This is a genomic window from uncultured Thalassolituus sp. (genome assembly GCF_950066645.1).
In the GTDB taxonomy this organism is placed as follows: Bacteria; Pseudomonadota; Gammaproteobacteria; order Pseudomonadales; family Oceanobacteraceae; genus Thalassolituus.
The window spans coordinates 1-19,716 of the sequence record NZ_CATMFB010000015.1 but is presented as its reverse complement, the minus strand read 5'-3'; the positions used below and the strand labels follow the sequence as shown (position 1 = coordinate 19,716).

26 protein-coding genes are annotated in these 19,716 nt (G+C 56.4%); 17 read left to right on the top strand and 9 right to left on the bottom strand.

Features of this window, described 5'->3' with window-relative positions; all coding sequences use genetic code 11:
- Positions 1-24: 24 nt before the first annotated feature.
- The 5 genes from Q1L85_RS13555 to Q1L85_RS13535 are packed head-to-tail and all read left to right on the top strand — an operon-like array spanning position 25 to position 3,641.
- Positions 25-141 (top strand): lipoprotein, encoded by a 117-nt coding sequence (locus Q1L85_RS13555; protein ID WP_300426050.1) that lies wholly within the window; start codon positions 25-27, stop codon positions 139-141.
- A 4-nt stretch (positions 142-145) separates the two neighbouring features.
- Positions 146-1,396 (top strand): diaminopimelate decarboxylase, encoded by a 1,251-nt coding sequence (lysA, locus tag Q1L85_RS13550; protein WP_300426051.1) that lies wholly within the window; start codon positions 146-148, stop codon positions 1,394-1,396.
- A gap of 10 nt (positions 1,397-1,406) precedes the next feature.
- Positions 1,407-2,237: a diaminopimelate epimerase gene (gene dapF, locus Q1L85_RS13545; RefSeq protein WP_300426052.1), complete on the top strand. Its 831-nt coding sequence runs from the start codon at positions 1,407-1,409 to the stop codon at positions 2,235-2,237.
- 25 nt (positions 2,238-2,262) lie between these two features.
- Entirely contained in the window at positions 2,263-2,934 is a 672-nt protein-coding gene (locus Q1L85_RS13540) for a DUF484 family protein (protein WP_300426053.1), read from the top strand.
- Entirely contained in the window at positions 2,934-3,641 is a 708-nt protein-coding gene (locus tag Q1L85_RS13535) for an HAD family hydrolase (protein ID WP_300426054.1), read from the top strand. Before Q1L85_RS13540 ends, Q1L85_RS13535 begins: the two co-directional genes overlap by 1 nt.
- Here Q1L85_RS13535 and Q1L85_RS13530 read toward each other — a convergent pair.
- The 3 genes from Q1L85_RS13530 to Q1L85_RS13520 form a co-directional block, all read right to left on the bottom strand.
- A complete protein-coding gene (locus tag Q1L85_RS13530) occupies positions 3,592-4,275 on the bottom strand; it encodes a hypothetical protein (RefSeq protein WP_300426056.1) in 684 nt (227 codons plus the stop codon). The two genes, Q1L85_RS13535 and Q1L85_RS13530, sit on opposite strands and share 50 nt — an antisense overlap.
- Before the next feature lie 120 nt (positions 4,276-4,395).
- Entirely contained in the window at positions 4,396-4,698 is a 303-nt protein-coding gene (locus tag Q1L85_RS13525; RefSeq protein WP_300426057.1) for a hypothetical protein, read from the bottom strand.
- 231 nt (positions 4,699-4,929) lie between these two features.
- Positions 4,930-5,331 carry a cytochrome c5 family protein gene (locus tag Q1L85_RS13520; protein WP_300426058.1) on the bottom strand — a complete coding sequence of 134 codons (402 nt, stop codon included), beginning with the start codon at positions 5,329-5,331 and terminating at the stop codon, positions 4,930-4,932.
- 185 nt (positions 5,332-5,516) lie between these two features.
- Here Q1L85_RS13520 and Q1L85_RS13515 point away from each other — a divergent pair, with 185 nt between their 5' ends.
- The 4 genes from Q1L85_RS13515 to Q1L85_RS13500 are packed head-to-tail and all read left to right on the top strand — an operon-like array spanning position 5,517 to position 8,571.
- Entirely contained in the window at positions 5,517-5,696 is a 180-nt protein-coding gene (locus Q1L85_RS13515; protein WP_300426059.1) for a YnbE family lipoprotein, read from the top strand.
- A 10-nt stretch (positions 5,697-5,706) separates the two neighbouring features.
- Entirely contained in the window at positions 5,707-6,027 is a 321-nt protein-coding gene (locus Q1L85_RS13510) for a YdbL family protein (protein WP_300426060.1), read from the top strand.
- A 25-nt stretch (positions 6,028-6,052) separates the two neighbouring features.
- Positions 6,053-6,649, top strand: a complete 597-nt coding sequence (locus Q1L85_RS13505) for a LemA family protein (RefSeq protein ID WP_300426061.1) — start codon at positions 6,053-6,055, stop codon at positions 6,647-6,649.
- 17 nt (positions 6,650-6,666) lie between these two features.
- Positions 6,667-8,571: a M48 family metallopeptidase gene (locus tag Q1L85_RS13500; protein ID WP_300426062.1), complete on the top strand. Its 1,905-nt coding sequence runs from the start codon at positions 6,667-6,669 to the stop codon at positions 8,569-8,571.
- A 6-nt stretch (positions 8,572-8,577) separates the two neighbouring features.
- Here the strand turns inward: Q1L85_RS13500 and Q1L85_RS13495 are convergent, their stop codons facing one another.
- Positions 8,578-11,067 (bottom strand): ABC transporter permease, encoded by a 2,490-nt coding sequence (locus tag Q1L85_RS13495; RefSeq protein ID WP_300426064.1) that lies wholly within the window; start codon positions 11,065-11,067, stop codon positions 8,578-8,580.
- Positions 11,064-11,765, bottom strand: coding sequence for an ABC transporter ATP-binding protein (locus Q1L85_RS13490; protein ID WP_300426066.1), 702 nt, complete (start codon positions 11,763-11,765; stop codon positions 11,064-11,066). The genes Q1L85_RS13495 and Q1L85_RS13490 overlap by 4 nt, the downstream gene beginning before the upstream one ends.
- On the opposite strand from Q1L85_RS13490, the gene Q1L85_RS13485 reads away from it, so the two are divergent.
- On the top strand, positions 11,755-12,375 hold the full coding sequence (locus Q1L85_RS13485; RefSeq protein WP_300426068.1) for an arylesterase: 621 nt from the start codon (positions 11,755-11,757) through the stop codon (positions 12,373-12,375). The two genes, Q1L85_RS13490 and Q1L85_RS13485, sit on opposite strands and share 11 nt — an antisense overlap.
- Here Q1L85_RS13485 and Q1L85_RS13480 read toward each other — a convergent pair.
- The 4 genes from Q1L85_RS13480 to Q1L85_RS13465 form a co-directional block, all read right to left on the bottom strand.
- Positions 12,359-12,883: a lipocalin family protein gene (locus tag Q1L85_RS13480; protein ID WP_300426070.1), complete on the bottom strand. Its 525-nt coding sequence runs from the start codon at positions 12,881-12,883 to the stop codon at positions 12,359-12,361. The genes Q1L85_RS13485 and Q1L85_RS13480 overlap by 17 nt on opposite strands.
- Before the next feature lie 71 nt (positions 12,884-12,954).
- Entirely contained in the window at positions 12,955-13,551 is a 597-nt protein-coding gene (locus tag Q1L85_RS13475; RefSeq protein ID WP_300426071.1) for a response regulator transcription factor, read from the bottom strand.
- Positions 13,548-14,741: a sensor histidine kinase gene (locus Q1L85_RS13470; protein ID WP_300426072.1), complete on the bottom strand. Its 1,194-nt coding sequence runs from the start codon at positions 14,739-14,741 to the stop codon at positions 13,548-13,550. The genes Q1L85_RS13475 and Q1L85_RS13470 overlap by 4 nt, the downstream gene beginning before the upstream one ends.
- A 113-nt stretch (positions 14,742-14,854) precedes the next feature.
- Positions 14,855-15,106 (bottom strand): DUF1145 domain-containing protein, encoded by a 252-nt coding sequence (locus tag Q1L85_RS13465; protein WP_300426074.1) that lies wholly within the window; start codon positions 15,104-15,106, stop codon positions 14,855-14,857.
- Between the two features lie 135 nt (positions 15,107-15,241).
- On the opposite strand from Q1L85_RS13465, the gene ubiE reads away from it, so the two are divergent.
- From ubiE to tatB, 7 genes are all read left to right on the top strand, one after another.
- Positions 15,242-15,991, top strand: a complete 750-nt coding sequence (gene ubiE, locus Q1L85_RS13460) for a bifunctional demethylmenaquinone methyltransferase/2-methoxy-6-polyprenyl-1,4-benzoquinol methylase UbiE (RefSeq protein ID WP_300426076.1) — start codon at positions 15,242-15,244, stop codon at positions 15,989-15,991.
- Entirely contained in the window at positions 15,991-16,614 is a 624-nt protein-coding gene (locus Q1L85_RS13455) for an SCP2 domain-containing protein (RefSeq protein WP_300426078.1), read from the top strand. Before ubiE ends, Q1L85_RS13455 begins: the two co-directional genes overlap by 1 nt.
- A gap of 2 nt (positions 16,615-16,616) precedes the next feature.
- The gene (gene ubiB / locus Q1L85_RS13450; protein WP_300426080.1) at positions 16,617-18,269 is read left to right on the top strand and encodes a ubiquinone biosynthesis regulatory protein kinase UbiB; all 1,653 of its coding nucleotides are present in this window, start codon (positions 16,617-16,619) and stop codon (positions 18,267-18,269) included.
- Between the two features lie 75 nt (positions 18,270-18,344).
- Positions 18,345-18,722: a phosphoribosyl-AMP cyclohydrolase gene (gene hisI, locus Q1L85_RS13445; RefSeq protein WP_300426082.1), complete on the top strand. Its 378-nt coding sequence runs from the start codon at positions 18,345-18,347 to the stop codon at positions 18,720-18,722.
- Between the two features lie 8 nt (positions 18,723-18,730).
- Positions 18,731-19,063: a phosphoribosyl-ATP diphosphatase gene (locus Q1L85_RS13440; protein WP_300426084.1), complete on the top strand. Its 333-nt coding sequence runs from the start codon at positions 18,731-18,733 to the stop codon at positions 19,061-19,063.
- A gap of 20 nt (positions 19,064-19,083) precedes the next feature.
- Positions 19,084-19,326 (top strand): Sec-independent protein translocase subunit TatA, encoded by a 243-nt coding sequence (gene tatA, locus Q1L85_RS13435; RefSeq protein ID WP_300426085.1) that lies wholly within the window; start codon positions 19,084-19,086, stop codon positions 19,324-19,326.
- A complete protein-coding gene (tatB, locus tag Q1L85_RS13430; RefSeq protein ID WP_300426086.1) occupies positions 19,326-19,631 on the top strand; it encodes a Sec-independent protein translocase protein TatB in 306 nt (101 codons plus the stop codon). The genes tatA and tatB overlap by 1 nt, the downstream gene beginning before the upstream one ends.
- Positions 19,632-19,716: the final 85 nt, after the last annotated feature.

Sequence of the window (19,716 nt, the reverse complement as noted above, 5' to 3'; positions counted from 1 at the left end):
GCCGCTTCTTTAGGGGAGATAGTGATGCGCCTTGTATTTTTAACCGTGGTTATGACCTGCCTGTCGGCCTGCGGACAGAAGGGCCCTCTGTATCTTCCGGACACACAACAAGAACAACCCCAGCAAGATCACCAAGGGTAAACCCATGTCTGTATTCGATTATCGCAATGGCGTCCTGAACGCTGAAAATGTCTCACTTGAGGCACTGGCCGCTGAGCATGGGACACCGCTCTATGTTTATTCGCGCGCCGCGTTTGAACAGGCATACCTTGCATATACAGACGCACTGGGTGAGTGGCCTCACATGGTGTGCTACGCCGTTAAAACAAACTCTAACCTCGGTGTGCTGAATGCACTCGCCCGTCTGGGTGCCGGCTTTGACATCGTCAGCCTTGGCGAGCTTGAGCGTGTACTGGCGGCCGGTGGCGATGCTTCCCGGGTGGTATTCTCTGGTGTCGGCAAGCAGGCTCATGAGATGCAACGCGCACTCGAAGTTGGCGTGTACTGCTTTAACGTTGAGTCTGAAGCGGAACTCGAACGCCTCAGCGCTGTTGCCTCCTCCATGGGTAAAACAGCGCCGGTGTCCCTGCGTGTGAACCCCGACGTTGACGCTCAGACGCATCCTTATATTTCTACCGGCCTGAAAGACAATAAATTTGGTATTGATATCAATCAGGCCGTCCGCATTTACGAAAAAGCGCAGAGCCTTCCCGGCCTCGACGTAAAGGGTGTCGACTGCCATATCGGTAGCCAGCTGACAGAAATCACTCCATTCCTCGACGCTCTGGACCGTGTACTCGCTCTGGTCGATGAACTGGCGGACCGGGGTATCAGTATTCATCACCTCGATCTGGGCGGCGGCCTGGGTGTGAAATACCGCGATGAGCAGCCGGCATCCCCGGCAGAATATATCGCCGCCCTGAAAGAGCGCCTTGGTGACCGCACTTTCAAGCTCATTTTTGAGCCTGGCCGCTCCATTGCGGCAAACGCTGGGGTATTCCTCACCCGGGTTGAATACCTGAAGCTGAACGAACACAAGAACTTTGCACTGATCGACGGCGCGATGAACGACCTGATCCGTCCGTCTCTGTACAGCGCCTGGCAGGCGATTGTACCGGTTGCAGAGCAGTCTTCTGAACCCGAGCGCGTATACGATGTGGTTGGCCCTGTCTGTGAAACCGGAGACTTTCTGGGCAAAGACCGCCCACTGAAAATTGCTCAGGGCGACCTGCTCGCCGTCATGTCTGCCGGTGCCTACGGTTTTGTCATGGCATCCAACTACAACAGTCGCGGGCGCGCTGCTGAAATTATGGTTGATGGCGACCAGGCCTGGGTCGTCCGTGAACGCGAAACGGTAGAATCACTGTACGCTGGCGAAAGCTGCCTACCCCACTGAGACCCGACAGATGTGGCTTAAATTCAGCAAAATGCACGGTATCGGCAACGACTTTGTCGTGATCGATCTGATTACCCAGAATGGCAATATCCGCCCGGAACGCGTGCGCGAATTGTCTGACCGGAATTTTGGTATCGGCTTTGACCAGCTACTTATCGTCGAACGCCCCACCCGCCCGGATGTGGATTTCCGCTACCGCATTTTCAATGCCGACGGCAGCGAAGTGGAAAACTGCGGCAACGGTGCCCGCTGCTTCGCACGCTTTGTCTACGACCATCACCTGACCGGAAAACGTGACATACGCGTTGAAACCGCGACCGGACTGATGGAGCTGCACCTCACTGATGACCGTCAGGTTGTCGTTGATATGGGCAAGCCTGAGCTGACGCCCGCCAGAATCCCTTTCATCGCCGATCAGTATGCGACTGAATACAATATTGAATTGCCTGAAATAGGAACGGTCGCACTGGGTGCGGTTTCCATGGGCAATCCACACGCCGTTCTGCAGGTGGACGATGTCGATACGGCGCCAGTCGAACACTGGGGGCCTGCCATCGAATCCTGTCGCGAATTCCCGAACCGCGTGAATGTCGGCTTTATGCAGATCATTGATGAGCACAATATCCGTCTGCGGGTATTCGAACGCGGGTCTGGTGAAACTCTGGCCTGTGGCACTGGCGCCTGCGCTGCGGTGGTGTCAGGGCAGTTGCGCGGCTGGCTGAAGCAGGGCGTCACGGTCAGCCTGCCGGGCGGCGATCTGTTTATTGACTGGGATGGACAGGGCCCGGTAAAAATGACCGGCCCGGCCACCACAGTATTTGAAGGTAAAATTAACCTCTGAACAGGGACAGAGTGAAGGACAACCCATGAGCCAGACTCCACGACTGACTGAAGCCGATGTCATCCAGTACCTGGAAGACCATTCAGAATTTTTTATCGGCAAAGATGAGCTGCTCGCGGGGATGCGTATCCCCCACAACAGTGGTCCAGCCACCAGCCTTGTTGAGCGCCAGCTTGCCGTTCACCGTGAGCGTAACGTCGAACTCCGCCAGCGCCTGTCCGACCTGCTGGAAAATGCCCGCCGCAACGATCAGCTGTTCGAAAAAAGCCGTCGCCTGGTGCTGGCACTGGTCGAGGCCTCTACCTGGATTGATGTTCAGGCGGCACTCGATGATTCATTGCGGAAGGACTTTGGCGTCGACAGTTGGGCCATGCTGCACTTCACAGAACGCCAGCTGGAGCCACCACTGATTGCGGTTCACAGCAACGAAGTTCAGCGCACCATTCACCGCCTGTTCAAAGGGCATCGCGCCATCTGTGGGCAGCTCCCGGAAGAAGATATCGCGCAGCTGCTCGGCACTGATGATTCGGACTGCCGCTCAGTGGCGGCAGCGCATATCCGCGGCAAAGATAACCTCGGTATCCTGACCATTGCCAGCGAAGACCCCTCTTACTACCGCAGCTCAATGGACACCCTGTTCCTTGATTACGTCGCGGACATTCTGGCGCTGCGCCTGCCACAGATCCCGGTGACCTGATGCCAGTCCGTCTGATCACGTTTGATCTGGACTACACCCTCTGGGATGCAACACCGGCTCTGCTGGCGGCCGAACAGGCCATGCACGACTGGATTGCCACGCATTCTCCCGTCACGGCCTCGTTTTACCCACCAGAGAAAATGCGTGAATACCGTCAATGGCTGGCGCAGTCCTATCCTCAGCTGCAGGGGAAGGTATCCGAACTGAGATACGAAACCCTGCGCCGTGTCTTTATGCAGGCCGGCCATGACAGAGACAAGGCCCGTGAGCTGGCCGAAGGTGCCTTTCAGGCCTTCTTTCAGCAGCGTAGCCGCGGTCTCGTTCTGTACCCCGGAGCCGATGAGGCTCTGAGACAACTGCAGCAGTCCTATCCGTTGATCGCCATCTCCAATGGCAACGCCGACCTGACGCTGGCGGGTCACGACCACTACTTTGGTCATCACCTGAATGCCGACCAGCATGGGGCAGCCAAACCCGCCCCGGACATGTTTGAAGAAGCACTGAAACGAGCGGGCGTTAACGCGACTGAGTGTGTGCATATCGGCGACCATCCTGAACAGGATATCGGAGCTGCGGCCGCACTGGGCATAAAAACGGTCTGGTTTGATCAGGACAGCAAAGGCTGGAAGGAGTCAGAGTTTTCCCCTGACGCGGTGTTTACTCACTGGCAGCAACTGGTTCCGCTGCTGCAGGCGCTGGACGACTGACCACATTCAGTGTGGAGAAGAAACCTGAACCATCCGCCTTGCGCGCTTCAGGACGTCCCAGCATCAGCGTAAAACCGAGTGGATGCACGGCGAAATTTTCCCCTGTGATTTCCGCTAGATCAGCGGCGATATCCCGCTTCTGTTCAAACCAGCGACGCGGACCGCATTCTTTACCGCACAGACGATACGTATAGGTGTCCTCGCCCAGATCCTGAATATCTGAGCCTTCCGCCCCCATATCCCAGAGATAATGAATCACAAAGATACGCCGGCTGCCGGTTTCACCCATGGCGACGGTCAGTGTGAAAGCAGCATCCTGATTATTATCCTGCTCCAGCGACCAGCCCCAGCTCACCTCGGCGGAAACTGCATCAGAGGCCTCGTAACGGTTAGTCAGTGCTGCCGTACCATAATCGGTACGCAGGTGGAGGACTTCACCATTGATAATGTCGTAGCGGGGTTCAACGGCACAGTGGCGACACTCCATCTGCCACTCGCGAAGTTTGCGGACATCGAGCACAGTTTCTGCGGAAGCCTGACTGGAATACAACCAGAGCAACCCCAACAGAAGCAGTGCAATAGCAGCAGGGATGGCATGCATCCTGCGGCGTTGTTTTCGGGAATAGACGTTCATAATCTGCATCCTTGCCGTACCTGTGACGCTGACGCACAGGTTACTCTTCACTCAGATTTGTTCAACATCCCGGAATATGACCTTGGTCGCAAAAACGGCCAGAATCCGGGACAAAGTGAGTCATATCGGGCGACTACCGTAGCTGGTCTGAGGTTTACGCGGAGGATCAGCCATGACATTGGCTTCAATTTCCTGAATCTGTCCCCCTCTGGCCAGAAAGGCTTCTACTTCTGCCGCCATCGACTCGCGCAGACGCTGGCGTTCAAGCGCCGAGCCAGTGCTGTCATCGTCACCAGCATCGGCGGCCACTTTCTTAGACGAAGACTCGTCACCGTCTTCAGAGTCGTTATCGTCTTCCATATTGGCGTCATCTTCCATGTACGCCTCATCATTCATATCCAGATCATCATCTTTGCGAGCCATAGCCTCTCCTTTCGTTACAGCCGTCTTAACAGTTACGGCATTACTTATAGACAAGAGAGTCAGGTCTGCCAGCAAAGATAACCAACGGTTACAAATCTGATAAGACAGGCGGAAAACAGACGGAATGATCCCGGCGTTTCAGTCATACGACCGACGAACCCACGTTCAGCGGTAAAACACTGCGACATAAAAAAACCCCGGCAAGCCGGGGTTTTTTCTGGCAACCGTTGATTAACGGCCAGCCATGTACTTAATCGCATTCAGAATTTCGTCGTCTGAACAGGTAGCACAGTTACCTTTAGGAGGCATCGCATTGATACCGTTCAGAGCATTCTTCAGAGTAGCATCCATCCCCTTGGCAAGACGGTCATCCCACGCAGCTTTGTCACCATTCTTAGGTGCGCCCAGAATGCCAGCGCCATGACAGGCGGTACATGCTGTGTTGTAAACTTCTTCGCCTGTGCGTGGTTCACCGGCGACAACCGCCACACCACCACACTCGGCGCCTACGCACACTTCACCGACAGGCTTAATGCGCTCATGGATTTTCTCAGCTGCAGCGTCAGTTTCTGCATACGCCTGCGCCATAACCAGAGTGGCAGCAGCCAGGATCAATGCTTTCAGTTGCTTCACGAAGGTGTCCTCATCTCAAGCCAGTCGGGCTTATCATTTTTAGTCGCACGCATTATAGCCACAATTTGTCCGGGATTGAATGACTCAACGCAATCCGTGATCCGCTGAGCATTATGTGTCCGTGTGTATTTCAATCAGCGGGGCAGGCGGTTACAGTTAACGCCATCACAGCAAGGACTCTGACTATGAAACACACGCTGCTGGTGCTCGCCATTGTGGCTCCCCTGAGCGCCTGTACCCTGAAAGTCGCGGCACCCGAAAAACCCATCACGATCAACCTGAACGTAAAGATCGAACATGAGGTGCGGGTGAAAGTCGAAAAAGACCTCGAACAGCTTTTCGATTCACAAGACGGTCTTTTCTGAGGAGATAAGAATGAAACTACTTTTTACTGTGTTTGCCGGCCTGCTTATGTCTGTCAGTGTACTGGCGATGGATCTGGATCAGGCTAAAAATCTGGGACTGGTCGGCGAGATGCCTAATGGCTACCTGGGACTGGTCAGTACCGGAAGTCCGGAAGCCGCTGCCATGGTGGTCGATATCAACGCCAAACGCAAAGCGCACTATCAGGACATAGCCAACAAGCAGAACACCCAGCTGGCAAATATCGAGAAAATTGCCGGCGAGAAGCTGATCATAAAAGCGCAGGGTGCCGGTGAATTTTACATGGACACTAACGGTCAGTGGCAACGCTGAAACACGCAGCCCGACAGGAGTCAGCATGAGTACAAGTGCAATCATTACACTGATCGTCGTCGCCCTGGTGGTGATCGGCGTGATCTCGATCTACAACCGCCTGGTCGCCCTGAAAAACCGCTACCAGAACAGCTTCGCCCAGATCGACGTGCAACTGAAACGCCGCTATGACCTGATCCCCAATCTGGTCGAAACCGCGAAAGCCTACATCAAGCATGAACGTGAAACCCTGGAAGCGGTCATTGCTGCCAGAAACGAAGCCTCGTCGGCGCTGGCGGCAGTCAAAGGTGATCCAGCAAATGCTGGCGCCATGGGCAAGCTGATCGGTGGCGAAAGCCTGCTGGCCAATGCCCTGGGCCGCCTTAATGTCGTCATGGAAGCCTATCCGGACCTCAAGGCCAACGAAAATATGATGCAGGTATCCGAAGAGCTGTCCTCCACAGAAAACCGCATCGCCTTCGCCCGCCAGGCCTTCAACGACTCGGTGATGGAGTACAACACTTACCGCGAAAGCTTCCCGACGATTCTCTTTGCCGGATCATTCGGGCACCGCAGTAATGCCACGCTGCTGGAGTTCGAGAACAGAGCGGCCCTCGAAGAGGCACCGAAGATCAGCTTCTGATCCGGTGATCAGTCCGTATGAATTTCTTTCGTCACCAGGAACAGGCCAGACGCAATACCGTCTGGCTGGTCATTCTCTTTGCCCTGGCTACTGGCGCCGTCGTTCTGACCACCAATCTGTTGTTTATCGCGCTGATTGCCCTGTCCGGTTCGTCAGACTCAGACCCGCACGCACCGTCTGCCTGGGAAGTGTATACCGGTGAGCACTGGCTGGTCGTCAGCCTGACCACCCTGGCTGTGATTCTGATCTGCAGCACCTTCCGTCAGATGTCACTGCGTCATGGCAGAGACGTGGCCAATGCCCTTGGCGGTCGCCTGCTGGACCCCGGCACCAGTGACCTGAAAGAGCGGCGTCTGCTGAACGTCGTGGAAGAGATGTCCGTCGCCTCCGGGATGCCGGTACCGGACATTTATATCCTCGAAGACGATGGCATCAACGCATTTGCCGCCGGTTATCAGCCCAGTGACGCCGTGATCGGTGTGACCCGGGGGACGGTGAACAGCCTGAACCGGGAACAGCTGCAGGGGGTCATTGCCCACGAATTCAGCCATATATTCAACGGCGATATGCGCATGAACATGCGCCTCACCGGCATTCTGTATGGCATTCTTTTTATTGCCGAAATGGGACGTGGACTGCTGCACCGACTGCATTACCGCAGCTCGTTCAGTCGCCGTGATGGCACCCACCCGGCGGTCTACGGAATAGCCTTCGGGCTGATTGCCATCGGCTATACCGGAGAATTTTTTGGCCGCATGATTAAGGCCGCCGTAAGTCGTCAGCGGGAATTCCTGGCTGATGCATCGGCGGTGCAGTTCACCCGTAACGCCAGTGGAATCAGTGGCGCTTTAAAAATCATCGGGTATGGAGCGGGCTCGCGGGTACACAGCGGCGCCGCCGTCGAAATGTCACATTTCTTCTTCGGTCCGGTGATGCGCTTCCGGGCAACCCTGTTCTCGACTCACCCACCGTTGGACGAGCGCATTCAGCGGGTAGAACCCGGCTGGAATGGACATTACCTGGCCCCAGACAAAGACCCCGTCAATTTCTCAGGTCCGGCGTGGGAGTATCCCGCCAGTGGCTTCGTTGAGCACCCGTCACCTACAGACACGGCCACAGCGCCCGCAGCGCAGGCTGAATCTGCCGGAATGGCTGAGCAGCCTCAGCACATCGACGGGATTGAAGCCGCCACCATCAACGCGCACTCGGCACGCGCGCTGGTTTTCGCGCTGCTGATGAGTCCTGACGAGGCGACCGCGAGACGACAGCAGGATCATGTTGAAAAACACTGTGGCCAAAGCGCATTTATTGAAACTCTCCGGCTCCTTAATCTGTTGCGTCGTCAGCCGCAGGAGCGCCTCCCTCTCGTCGAGCGCTGCATTCCGGCATTACGACGCATGTCGGTCACTCAGTACCGGGACATGAATCAGGCTCTGGTCGCCATGATCAAAACCGATGGCCGGGTTCACCTGTATGAGTGGTGTCTGTACCGGCTGCTGTTGCAATACCTGGGCACACACTTCGGTACATTGCCACCGCCGCGGAGCCGCAACCGTAAGCTGTCGTCCGCCAGGTCAGAAGTGGGCGTCGTCATGGCGTATATGGCGGTCAGCGGTCATGACACAGACGCAGAACGCGACGCGGCCTATCAGGCAGGCATGGGGGAGCTGAGGATGGGATCGGTATCCCGCCAACCGGATCACGACGCAGGGGAATCCATGCGGCCGCTGAATCAGGCGCTCAGAACCCTGACAGAAATCCGCCCCGAAGGGCGGGAGCAGTTACTCCGGGCGCTGATCACCTGTGTCCGTCATGACCATCAGATCACAACGAACGAGCGGGATATGATCCGTACCTTTGCCGCTCTGCTGGAGACACCGCTGGGCGTGTTCGGCGACGAGACCGAGCAGCTCTTTTCCTGAGAAGCATCACCCCCGACGGAGTACTTCCAGAGGGGGGACGGTCACCACAGGACGCAGCATCAGACTCCCCAGAATCGCCAGTGTCAGTGCGACCACGGGCGGCAGTACCAGCCAGTAAAGCCCCGGACCCTGATATGAAATGTCCAGCACCAGTGTATACAGGCCGGCGATCAGGAGCTCAGCCCCAACTAAGGAAGCCAGCGCAGACATCAGCCCAAGCAACGCGAACTCCGTCCACTGAGCCCGCTGCAATTGCGATCTGGCAGCCCCCAGCGTGCGCAACACGGCGCCCTGCATCAGGCGCTCCCGGGTGGTTGTCAACAGAATAGACAGCATCACCAACACCGCGCCCACCAGCACAAACGCCAGAATCAGCTCCACCGCGAGAGAAATCCGGGCCACCAGAGCCTGCAGCTGAGACAGCAGAAACCGCGTATCCAGGAAAGTTACGCCCGGATAAGACCGGATGAGCTCCGTCAGGGCCTGCTCACTGCTGTCTGGCAGGTAGAAACTGGTCAGGTAACCTGAGGGGACAGAAGAAAGAAGATCCGGCGACAGCATCATGTAAAAGTTTGGGGTCATGGACGTCCAGTCCACCTGTCGCAGGCTGGAAATCCGGGCACCAAACTCCTGTCCGGCGACCCGGAAGGTCAACTCGTCACCCAGAGATAAGTTGAGCCGTTCTGCCAGCTCAACCTCAACCGAGACCTGAGCAGGACCGGCCACTGTGTCTTCCCAACGCCCTTCCACGACCTCATTATTCGCGGGTAGATGCTCAGCCGTGGTACTGATCAGGTCCCGGTCAATGGCTCTGTCCCTGCGGATCGGCAACTCACTGACCGGAACGGCATTCACTGCAACCAGCCGCATAGGCACCATGGCATACATAGGCTGCGGCGCAATTCCGGCGTCCTGCAGACTCTGTGTCAAAGCCTCCTGCTCATAGCCCTGAATATTCATAGCAAATATATTGGGTGTTCCTTGCGGCAGGCTTTTCTGCCAGTCTGCGAGCAGATCCGTTCGCAACAAACCGATCACCAACATCACCATGACGGGTAGCGCAAACGCCAGTATCTGAGCGGAAGTCGCGACAGGATCGCGCCCCAGATGCTGCCAGGCCAGACGAAAAGAAGGTGGCAGAGCGCGTCCGCGCAGTTGTCGCTGGCAAAGTCGCAGGCCGCTGACGAGCAGCGCTGCCAGCAGAGTAATCACCAACACACCGCCGCCCATCACGGCGATGCTCAGCAACGCATCTCCGGTAAACAGCCAGAGCAGCGCCGTCACCGACATCAGCGCAAGGCCGTACACCAACCAGCCAGACAGAGCGGTTGGCTCCAGGTCCCGTCGCAGTACGCGCAGTGGGCTGATACGTGCCAGTGGCCAGAGTTGAGGCAGACCGAAACCGAAAAGGCAGACCAGGCCAGCCGCTATACCGCTTATCCAGGCCATCAGTGACGCCGGTGGCAGCCCTTCAGGAATCAGTCCGGCCAGCATTGCCACCAGCCCTGCCTGCAGTCCCATCGCTGCGGCTCCACCCGCGAGGGCAGCCAACAACCCGACCACCATCAGCTGCCAGGCAAACACACGGTGGACACGTGTCCGGGAAAGGCCAAAGGTGCGCAGAAGAGCGCTGATATCGAAGTGCCTGACGGCGTAACGCCGTACACTGATCGTAATCGCGACCGCAGACAGAACGACCGCCAGCACCGCTGCCAGCCCGAGGTAACGCCGTGCCCGGTCAAGCGAGCGGGACATTGCCCGGTTGCCATCCTGCAGAGACTCAAAACGCTGATTCGCGTCCAGCGTCGTCGCATCCCGGAAGGCCTGGAGCGCTGGTTCATCCCCCTGCAGCAACAAACGGTATCTCACCCGGCTACCCGGCCCCAACATGGGTGAGCCTTCAAGTTGCTGCCAGTGCACCATCACCCGCGGAGACAGGCTGTAAAAGTTACCGCCACGATCTGCCTCTCGCGTAATCACGCCAGTAATGGTGAGACTGCTTCCTCCCACATCCAGAGTGTCGCCCAGGCCGACGCCAAGGAGTGCGAGTAACCGGGGTTCCACCCAGGCTTCTCCCGGAGCAGGTCCCTGCTGAACGCTTTCGCTCTGCTCTGATCCCGGGCGCAGAATCTCTACACCACCGCGTAACGGGTATCCATCGTCCACCGCCTTAAGCGCCGCCAGCGCCATGTCATCGCCCGCCAGCACCATACTCGGGAAACTCAGGGTCCGGGCCGTTTGCAGTTGCAGCGCTGCAGCCCGGTCCAGCCACTCATCCGGCAACGGGGTCGAGGACCGGACACGGACATCTGCCCCCAGCATATCGCTGGCGTTGTCCGTCATTGCTCGATCAAGACGACTGCTGAACAACGAAATGGCCGTCGACACTGTGATCGCCAGCACCAGAGACAACAGGACGAGAGTCAATTCACCACTACGGGCTTCACGCCACAGCAACCGTAGGGATAAACGCAGGTCGGTAATCCAGGGGCTCATGCTGATGCAGTCTCCTGCCCTTCTGACAGACGACCGTCTGCCATACGCAACTGTCGCTGGCAGCGACTGGCAAGACGCTCGTCATGGGTGACCAGCACCAACGTGGTACCGGACTCTTCATTCAGCCTGAACAGCAGATCTTCAATCTGGGCGCCCGTACGCCGGTCGAGATTACCGGTAGGCTCATCGGCAAACAGCAGGGCCGGGCGACCGGCAAACGCACGCGCCAGCGCCACACGCTGCTGCTCGCCACCGGACAACTGGTTCGGATAATGGTGTCCGCGTGCTTCCAGCCCCACCATCGACAGTAATTGCTGTGCTTCCTGAGACGCCTGACTCTGCCCTCTGATTTCCAGCGGCAGCATCACATTTTCCAGTGCAGTCAGTCCCGGCAGCAGATGAAAGCTCTGAAATACAAAGGCGACGCCACGGGCTCTCAGAGCAGCGCGCTGGTCTTCATCAAGCTTACTCAGAGGCTCTCCAAGCAGAGTCACCTCTCCACTGGTCGCCTGATCGAGCCCGGCAAGCAAACCAAGCAAGGTCGATTTACCGCTGCCGGAGGCTCCGGTGATGGCCACCGTCTCTCCTGCCTTGATCTCAAGATCGACACCCTGCAGGATGGTGAGAGGCTCTGCACCACTTACTACGGTGCGTGTCAGTTGTTCTGCGCGAAGAGAGGTATCCGCATTGCTTAACATAGTTCGTCTGCCCTTAATTCTGCTCGTTCTCTTGCCTGCACTGGCACAAGGGGCGCCCAGCGTCGTGATCGTGGGTGACAGTATCAGCGCCGGCTTCGGTGTGCCACTGGAGCAACAATGGCCTGTGATTATGGAGGATTCTCTGCGCCAGGAGTTTCCGGAACTCAGTGTTGTCGCAGCAGCAATAAGCGGAGATACCACGTCAGGAGGGCGCAGCCGGCTGCCTGCCCTGCTCAGTGAACACGCACCGGATGTTCTGGTAATCGCGCTGGGTGGCAATGATGCGCTGCGGGGCACACCGCTCACAGTGGTGGAAACCAACCTGAAGGCCATGGCAGAGACTGCGATAGCAGCGGGTGTCAGAGTGGTCATTGCCGGGATGCAGATTCCTCCGAACTACGGCCCGGCCTACACCAGCCGTTTCCGCGCCATCTACCCGGCGGTTGCTGAGCAGACGGGCAGCGATGTTATTCCCTTTATGCTTGAGGGCATCGCCACCGTGGAAGGCATGATGCAGGAGGACGGCATTCACCCGACCACGGCAGCTCAGCCACGGCTGGCTGAGCTGGTAGGTGAAGCCGTCATCCGTCAGCTCAGGGCTGCTCAGTAAGCACCAACTGGCTGGCGTCGATATCCCTGGCCGCCAGCTCTCCAAGAATCATTGCGTAGGTGTTGTCGTCCATCTGCGGTGTGCGGGACAGTACAAAGAGCGTGTACTGGAAAGGATCGGTCACCACCGCATACTGATAGTCTGCTTCGTCGAGTACCACGATCAGATAATTCGGATAACCGAAGTCCGGTACATCCGGAAAGGTCACTTTGAGAGCGGCGTTTGATTCTTCATCCCAGACCACAGCATTGCCGGTGATCTCACTCAGCTCACCGTCGAGGCTGTCCTGGTAACCTTTGTTGTAAACCTCAACCGATCCGTCCTCAAGCAGAGTGTACTCGGCGGTTACGCCCACCAGCCCCTCATTGAACGACACTTCATTGGCTGAGATCTGATACCAGAGCCCCATATACCGTGGAATATCGACGAAATCGACAGGCTCGGGATACCGGCAGCCAGACAGCAGAACCGCCCCGAATACCAGCCCCACACGGAAAATTGCGTTCATAGTGTTACCCTCTGTATTAATTTGATACAAAGGTTATACAAATATTAAATATCTGCACACGTCATTTCAGGTCAGTTAACACCCAACCTGCGCAAAGCTGCCACTGCCTGAGTACGATTGGTGACTTCCAGCTTGGCGAAAAGATTCGACATGTAGTTTTTGATGGTGCCCAGACTGAGATGGCATTCGTCCGCGATCTGCTGATTGGTCATACCTGCAACCAGGCAGCGGGCAATTTCATATTCCCGCAGACTGAGGTCAGTTTCCGGCTCGTGACCATGCAGTGCCGGAAAAACAGCCTCACCCCGTACCATCCGGTTAATTCCTTCTACCAGCTCGTCAAGCTCAACGCTCTTGGGCAACCAACCGGCCGCACCACTGCGTCTCGCCTCACGGCTTAGCGCGGGGTCTGAAAAGGTACTGAGAAAGCCTACCGGCACCGTAGAGCGTTTCTGCAACTCACGAAACACCTCCAGACCATCCTGCTGTGGCATGTGAAAATCGAGCAGGATCAGATCCGGCATCTCCTGCTGCTGATCGAGCCACTGCAGCAACTGAGCTCCCGACAGAAAGCGACCGACGACTTCAATCTGTCCGGTCAGTTCCAGCAGAGTCGCCACCCCCTGCTGTACCAGGCTCTGATCATCCACTAATACCAAGCGGGTCATTCGCGTCCCTCCGGGATATGAATCCGCCAGCTGAGATGACCATTTTCGTTTACCGACACGTTAAAACTCCCTCCGATTCCCCGAATCCGCTCTGCGACGCCCGTCAGACCATTGCCAAAACTCACCTCGCTGTCACAATCGCCATGATCAGTCATCCAGATCTGGTAGCTGCCATTACTGTATACCGACCGGATAATGACGCGTCGTCCCGAGGAGTGTTTCATAACATTGGTCAGAAACTCGCGGGTCGACGACAGAAGTATTTCCCCGGCTTTCGGGTCCGACACCCGGACCTTGTCATCCCAGTGCAGTTCAACCTGCAGCAGACTCGCCTGATCAATCAGCTGTGTCAGGGCATCATAAAAGGTGCCGGCGGGCTGATTCCGTAACCCGGTAACAATATCGTTCAGCTCGTTAAACATCCGGCGACAGGCCAGACGGGCCTGCTCCAGAGGGTGCGTCACCAGTTCAGTCAGTGACTGGCGCTTGGCCTGTTGTTCCAGAATCTGCAGATTCAGATGCAGCGTTGCCAGTTCATGACCCATTTTATCGTGCAGATTATGCCGCAACTGCTGACGCTCCAGCATACGCCCGGACTCGGTGATCTGAGCCTGCGCCATCCGCAACTCGTCGCGCAGTTCCCGCAGACGCCGGACTTCGCCCATCTCTGCCACCATACTGAGACCGAAGCTCCACAACACCATCTGCTGGATGGCGCAGTTCACCCCGATAAACAGCTGATATTCGCCTTCAAACTGAGCGGCAAATGCCAACGTAACCAGTAGATTCAGAGGAATCGCCACCCAGGGGGAAAAGCGCACGACCATAGTCGAGACATTGACCACCATCAGCGTCACGATCGGGGCATGTTGCGGCGGTACATCGGCGATATTGACCAGCAATACCGTGCCTGTGTGCCCCAGAAGAAGAAACAGCCAGAAACGCCAGTCGCGGTTGTTCACCTGCCAGATCAACTTGTTACTGAGCAACAGACGTGTGCCGAGAATGGCCAGCGTGACAAAACAGAAACCGTTCAGCAGCACACAGGCCCAGGCCAGTGGCAGGGCTTCCGCTGACGCAGAATCAAGTGCGACCCAGGCGCCTGTCGCCCAGGCTGCCAGACCCAGAGCTGAAATGAGCGGAATCCGGAAATAGATCGGCATCCGCAGAGGCAGAGAATGTGGTTTCATGGGAGAATTTTGTGTTTTTCTGCAGCATACGCCACAGAATCAGGAGCGCCAAGCGGCGCGTGCCCGGGCCGGACTGATGTCACAAAAAAGGGAGGCAAAGCCTCCCTTCTTTATCAGCGCTGCGGCATAAAACGCTGCAGATGGAAAAATCCGAAGATAAATATCTGCACTGCATCCAGGCGGACGTTGTTGCTTTTCTTGCGGAAGGCAGCCAGGAAAAACAGAACCTCAAGGACATGTATACCCGCAACCACCAGTGCAACCTGAGGAATCCAGCCGAGAAGACCGTCCCAGCCCTGAATCGCCCCATAGATCGCCAGCACCCAGAACAATGCGGTGACCGCTTTCATCATTACCGTATTCATAAAATCTCCAGTCATGGTAATCATGAGCCAGATTGCCTGAGGCGCCCACGCTTGCACAGGTGCAGATATGCCAGCTTCAGGGCAGACAATCCGTCGTCCGACCGTTAGAATGGCGGTCCTTATTGGGAGGTACGTATGACCGACGAGAAAACCACACACTTTGGTTACGAAACGGTAGCCGTTGAAGATAAAGCCAGCAAAGTCGCGGATGTTTTCCATTCCGTCGCGGCGAAGTACGACATCATGAATGACCTGATGTCTTTCGGTGTGCACCGTCTGTGGAAGCGTATCACCATTGATATGAGTGGTGTCCGCCCGGGTAACAGCGTACTCGACCTGGCCGGCGGCACCGGCGACCTGACCCGCAAGTTCTCACGGATTGTTGGTCCGCAGGGTAAGGTTGTGCTCGCAGACATCAACTCGTCGATGCTCAACGTCGGCCGCGATCGTCTGACCGATCAGGGTTATGTGGGCAATATCGAATACGTCCAGGCCAATGCCGAGTGCCTGCCTTTCGAAGACAACAGCTTTGACGTAATCACGATTGCTTTCGGCCTGCGTAATGTCACCGATAAAGACGCAGCACTGCGTTCCATGGCCCGTGTACTCAAGCCAGGTGGCCGTCTGCTGGTGCTGGAGTTCTCCAAGCCAACCAACCCGCTTATGAGCAAAGCCTACGACCTGTACTCGTTTTCGGCGCTCCCCTTCATGGGCAAGCTGGTGACTAACGATTCCGAGTCGTACAAGTACCTGGCAGAATCCATCCGCATGCATCCGGATCAGGAAACGCTGAAAGGTATGATGGAAGATGCCGGCCTGGTCCGCTGCAGCTACAACAATATGACAAACGGCGTGGTGGCACTGCACCGCGGTATCAAGCCCTGATGCTGAGCCCGGTGATCAGCCAGGCGCTGTGCCTGCCTGCAGAAGCACTGGTCAACCGCATTCTCCGGCAGGATCCGGCGGCGCTGGCACGTTTTTCCCGCGCGGAAGGACGTATTCTCGCACTCGACATCCACAACAAGGCCTGCATTAACGTGCGCCTGTTGAGTGACGGAGTCACCCTCAGCATGACCGCCGGAACGCCCGCCGATGTGACTCTGCGCGGAGAGCTTCGCGACTTTATCGCGCTCGCCCGTGCCACCGACAAGGCCAACGAACTGATTAACAGTGCCATCGACATGGAAGGCGACACTGAGCTGGCGCTGTCTGTTACCCGCGCGGTCCAGTCTCTGGACATCGACTGGGAAGCCCTGATTCAGCCGGCGACCGGCGGTCTGCTCGCGCATCAGATAGGCAAGGGGATCCGGGGGCTTGTCCGCTGGTCTCGCGATACCGGCGGCACCTGGTCACGGGCCGGCAAAGAATATCTTGAAGACGAAATCCAGCTGGTCACCCCAGCTCCGCTACTGGATGACTTCAGTCACGAGGTTGATCGCATCCGCCTCGCCACCGACAGACTCGACGCGCGCATCGCTCGACTGGAAAATAAGAACACTGAGGAATAAACGTGGCTAACCTCTGGCGCCTCTGGAAAATTCTTTTTATTTTCACCCGCTACCGACTGGACGCACTCGTTCCGACCGACCAGCTGCCGTTGAAAATCCGTATTCTGCTCTGGCTCGCGCCCTGGCGCCTGAGCCCGGTGCCGGGCAAGCTGAGCCGCGGCGCGCGCTTGCGTCTGGCGCTCGAAGCGCTGGGTCCCATCTTTGTGAAATTCGGCCAGATTCTGTCGACCCGTCCTGATCTGATTCCGGAAGACATCGTCGCTGAACTGAAAAACCTGCAGGATAACGTCGCGCCCTTCCCGACCGCGCAGGCCATGAAGCTGATCGAAGAGCAGCTCGGACAACCAATCAGCGAACTCTTCGCCGAATTTTCTGAGAAACCCCTCGCCGCCGCCTCGATCGCTCAGGTCTATGCTGCGCGCTTATTTGGTGAAGGCTCCGATGCTGGCAAAGAAGTCGTTGTAAAAGTCGTACGCCCGGGAATTGAAGACACCATCGAACGTGACCTGCAGCTGCTGGAGTTTATGGCAATCCTGCTGGTGAAATACTCTGCCGAAGGTCGCCGCCTTAAGCCAGTCGAAGTGGTTGAAGATTATCGCCATACCATTTACGGCGAACTTAACCTGCAGATTGAAGCTTCAAACGCGACACAGCTGCGCCGTAATTTCTCGGGTTCAGAGCTGCTTTACATGCCGGAAGTATACTGGGATTACACCCGTACCAAGGTCATGGTCAGCGAGCGTATTTATGGCATTCCCGTCGCCAATATTGATGAGCTATACGCCCAGAACACCAATATGAAAGTGCTCGCCGAACGTGGCGTTGAGATTTTCTTTACTCAGGTGTTCCGCGACAGTTTCTTCCACGCGGATATGCATCCGGGCAATATTTTTGTCTCGCGGGAAAACCCGTCCAGCCCACAATACATTGCGATTGACTGCGGCATTGTCGGCAGCCTGACCGACGAAGATCTGCATTATCTGGCAATGAACCTGCTGGCTTTTTTCAATCAGGATTATCATCAGGTTGCTCAACTCCATGTCGACTCCGGCTGGGTCCCCCCCACCACGAAAGTGCATGAATTTGCAGCGTCGATCCGCAGTGTCTGTGAACCTATCTTCGAAAAACCCCTGTCTGAGATTTCATTCGGCCAGGTACTGATTCAGTTGTTCGCCACCGCGCGTCGCTTCAATATGGAAGTACAACCGCAACTGGTACTGCTACAGAAAACTCTGCTGAATATCGAAGGCCTCGGGCGCCAGCTTTACCCTGACCTGGATCTGTGGACAACCGCCAAACCGTATCTTGAGCGCTGGATGCGCGAGCGGTTCGGCCCGAAGGCTGCATGGACAGAATTCAAACGTCAGTTACCGGGCTGGATTGAAAAAGCGCCACAGATGCCGGGCCTGTTTCATGGTGCCCTGACCCGTCTGAATCATCTGGACGAAAACCAGCAGCATATTCAACAACAGCTGACGTCTCTGAATGACGCACTGGAAGCACAGAGGCAGCAGAAGCGCTGGCAGATGATCGGTCTGACGACAGGTGGAACAGGCCTGTTTCTGTGGTGGCAGGCCTATGCTCTGGCAATTCCGGAGGTGGCCGGTATCAGCCTCGCAGGGCTGGGACTGCTGCTGATACTGATCAAAGGCTGACCAATAATTACCCGGCGGTGCTACCCTGTCATCTGACGCTGAGGTATGCTCCCGCACTGAACAGCAGGTACAGATATGAACTGGCTAGACGCCGTAAAATGGGATGCTGACGGGCTGGTGCCCGCTATCGCCCAGGATCACACCACCGGTCGCATTCTGATGATGGCCTGGATGAACCGCGAAGCACTGGAGCTGACCGCCAGAGAACAGCGCGCAATTTACTATTCGCGCTCACGCCAGAAACTCTGGCGCAAAGGCGAAGACTCAGGCCACGTACAGAAACTGCATGAGCTGCGACTCGATTGCGACAGTGATGTCGTGGTTATGCAGGTGGAACAGGTCGGCGGAATTGCCTGTCACACCGGGCGCGAGAGCTGTTTCTACAAAGTATTTGAAGACGGGCAATGGGTTGATGTCGATCCAGTGCTCAAAGACCCGAAAGAGATTTACTGAGGCAAACCATGAGTGACGTACTTTCCCGACTGGGTGACATACTGGAAGAGCGTAAAGGCGCTGCAGCTGATACGTCTTACGTCGCCAGCCTCTACCATAAAGGGCTGAACAAAATTCTGGAGAAAGTCGGCGAAGAGGCAACAGAAACCATTCTGGCCGCGAAAGACGCTGAATCTTCAGGCGATAACAGTGACCTGATCTACGAAACCGCAGATCTCTGGTTTCATAGTCTGGTGGCTCTGGCTAAGCTGGGCGAACGCCCGGAAGCCGTGATTAATGAACTGGCACGCCGGTTTGATATGTCCGGGCTGGAAGAAAAAGCTTCCCGCACAAAGAAATAACACAGCACAGAGGAATTCCCATGCTTGGTGGTATCAGTATCTGGCAGCTTCTTATTGTTCTTGCCATTGTAATTATGATTTTCGGGACCAAAAAACTGCGTAATATGGGCAGCGATCTGGGTGGTGCCGTTAAAGGTTTCAAAAGCGCCATGAACGAAAAGCAGGAAGACAAAGGCGAAGAAAAACAGCCTGAATCCCTGACCGATCAGACAGCTCAGAAAGACGCAGAATTCAGCAAAACCAAGGATCAGGACAAAGCCTGATGTTTGACATCGGTTTTATGGAGCTGCTGGTTGTTGGTGTTCTCGGCCTGCTTGTGCTGGGCCCTGAACGCCTGCCAAAAGCTGCGCGGACACTGGGCCTGATTATTGGCCGGGTGAGACGCTCCATGAGCAACCTGCAGGAAGATCTGGAACGCCATGCCCGCACAGAAGAGCTGAAAGCCAAACTGCGCGACCCGGCGGCCACGTTTCTTGACGATGATATTCTGAATCCGGCCTCTCTTCGCAAGAGTGACAGCGAGTCCACTCCAGCAGAAAAGCCGCCAGTTGAAGATAAAAAAGAATGACTGATCAGGAACAGCCTTTAATCGCGCACCTGGTAGAACTGCGTAACCGACTGCTGCGTGCAGTACTGGTAGTTCTCGCGTTTTT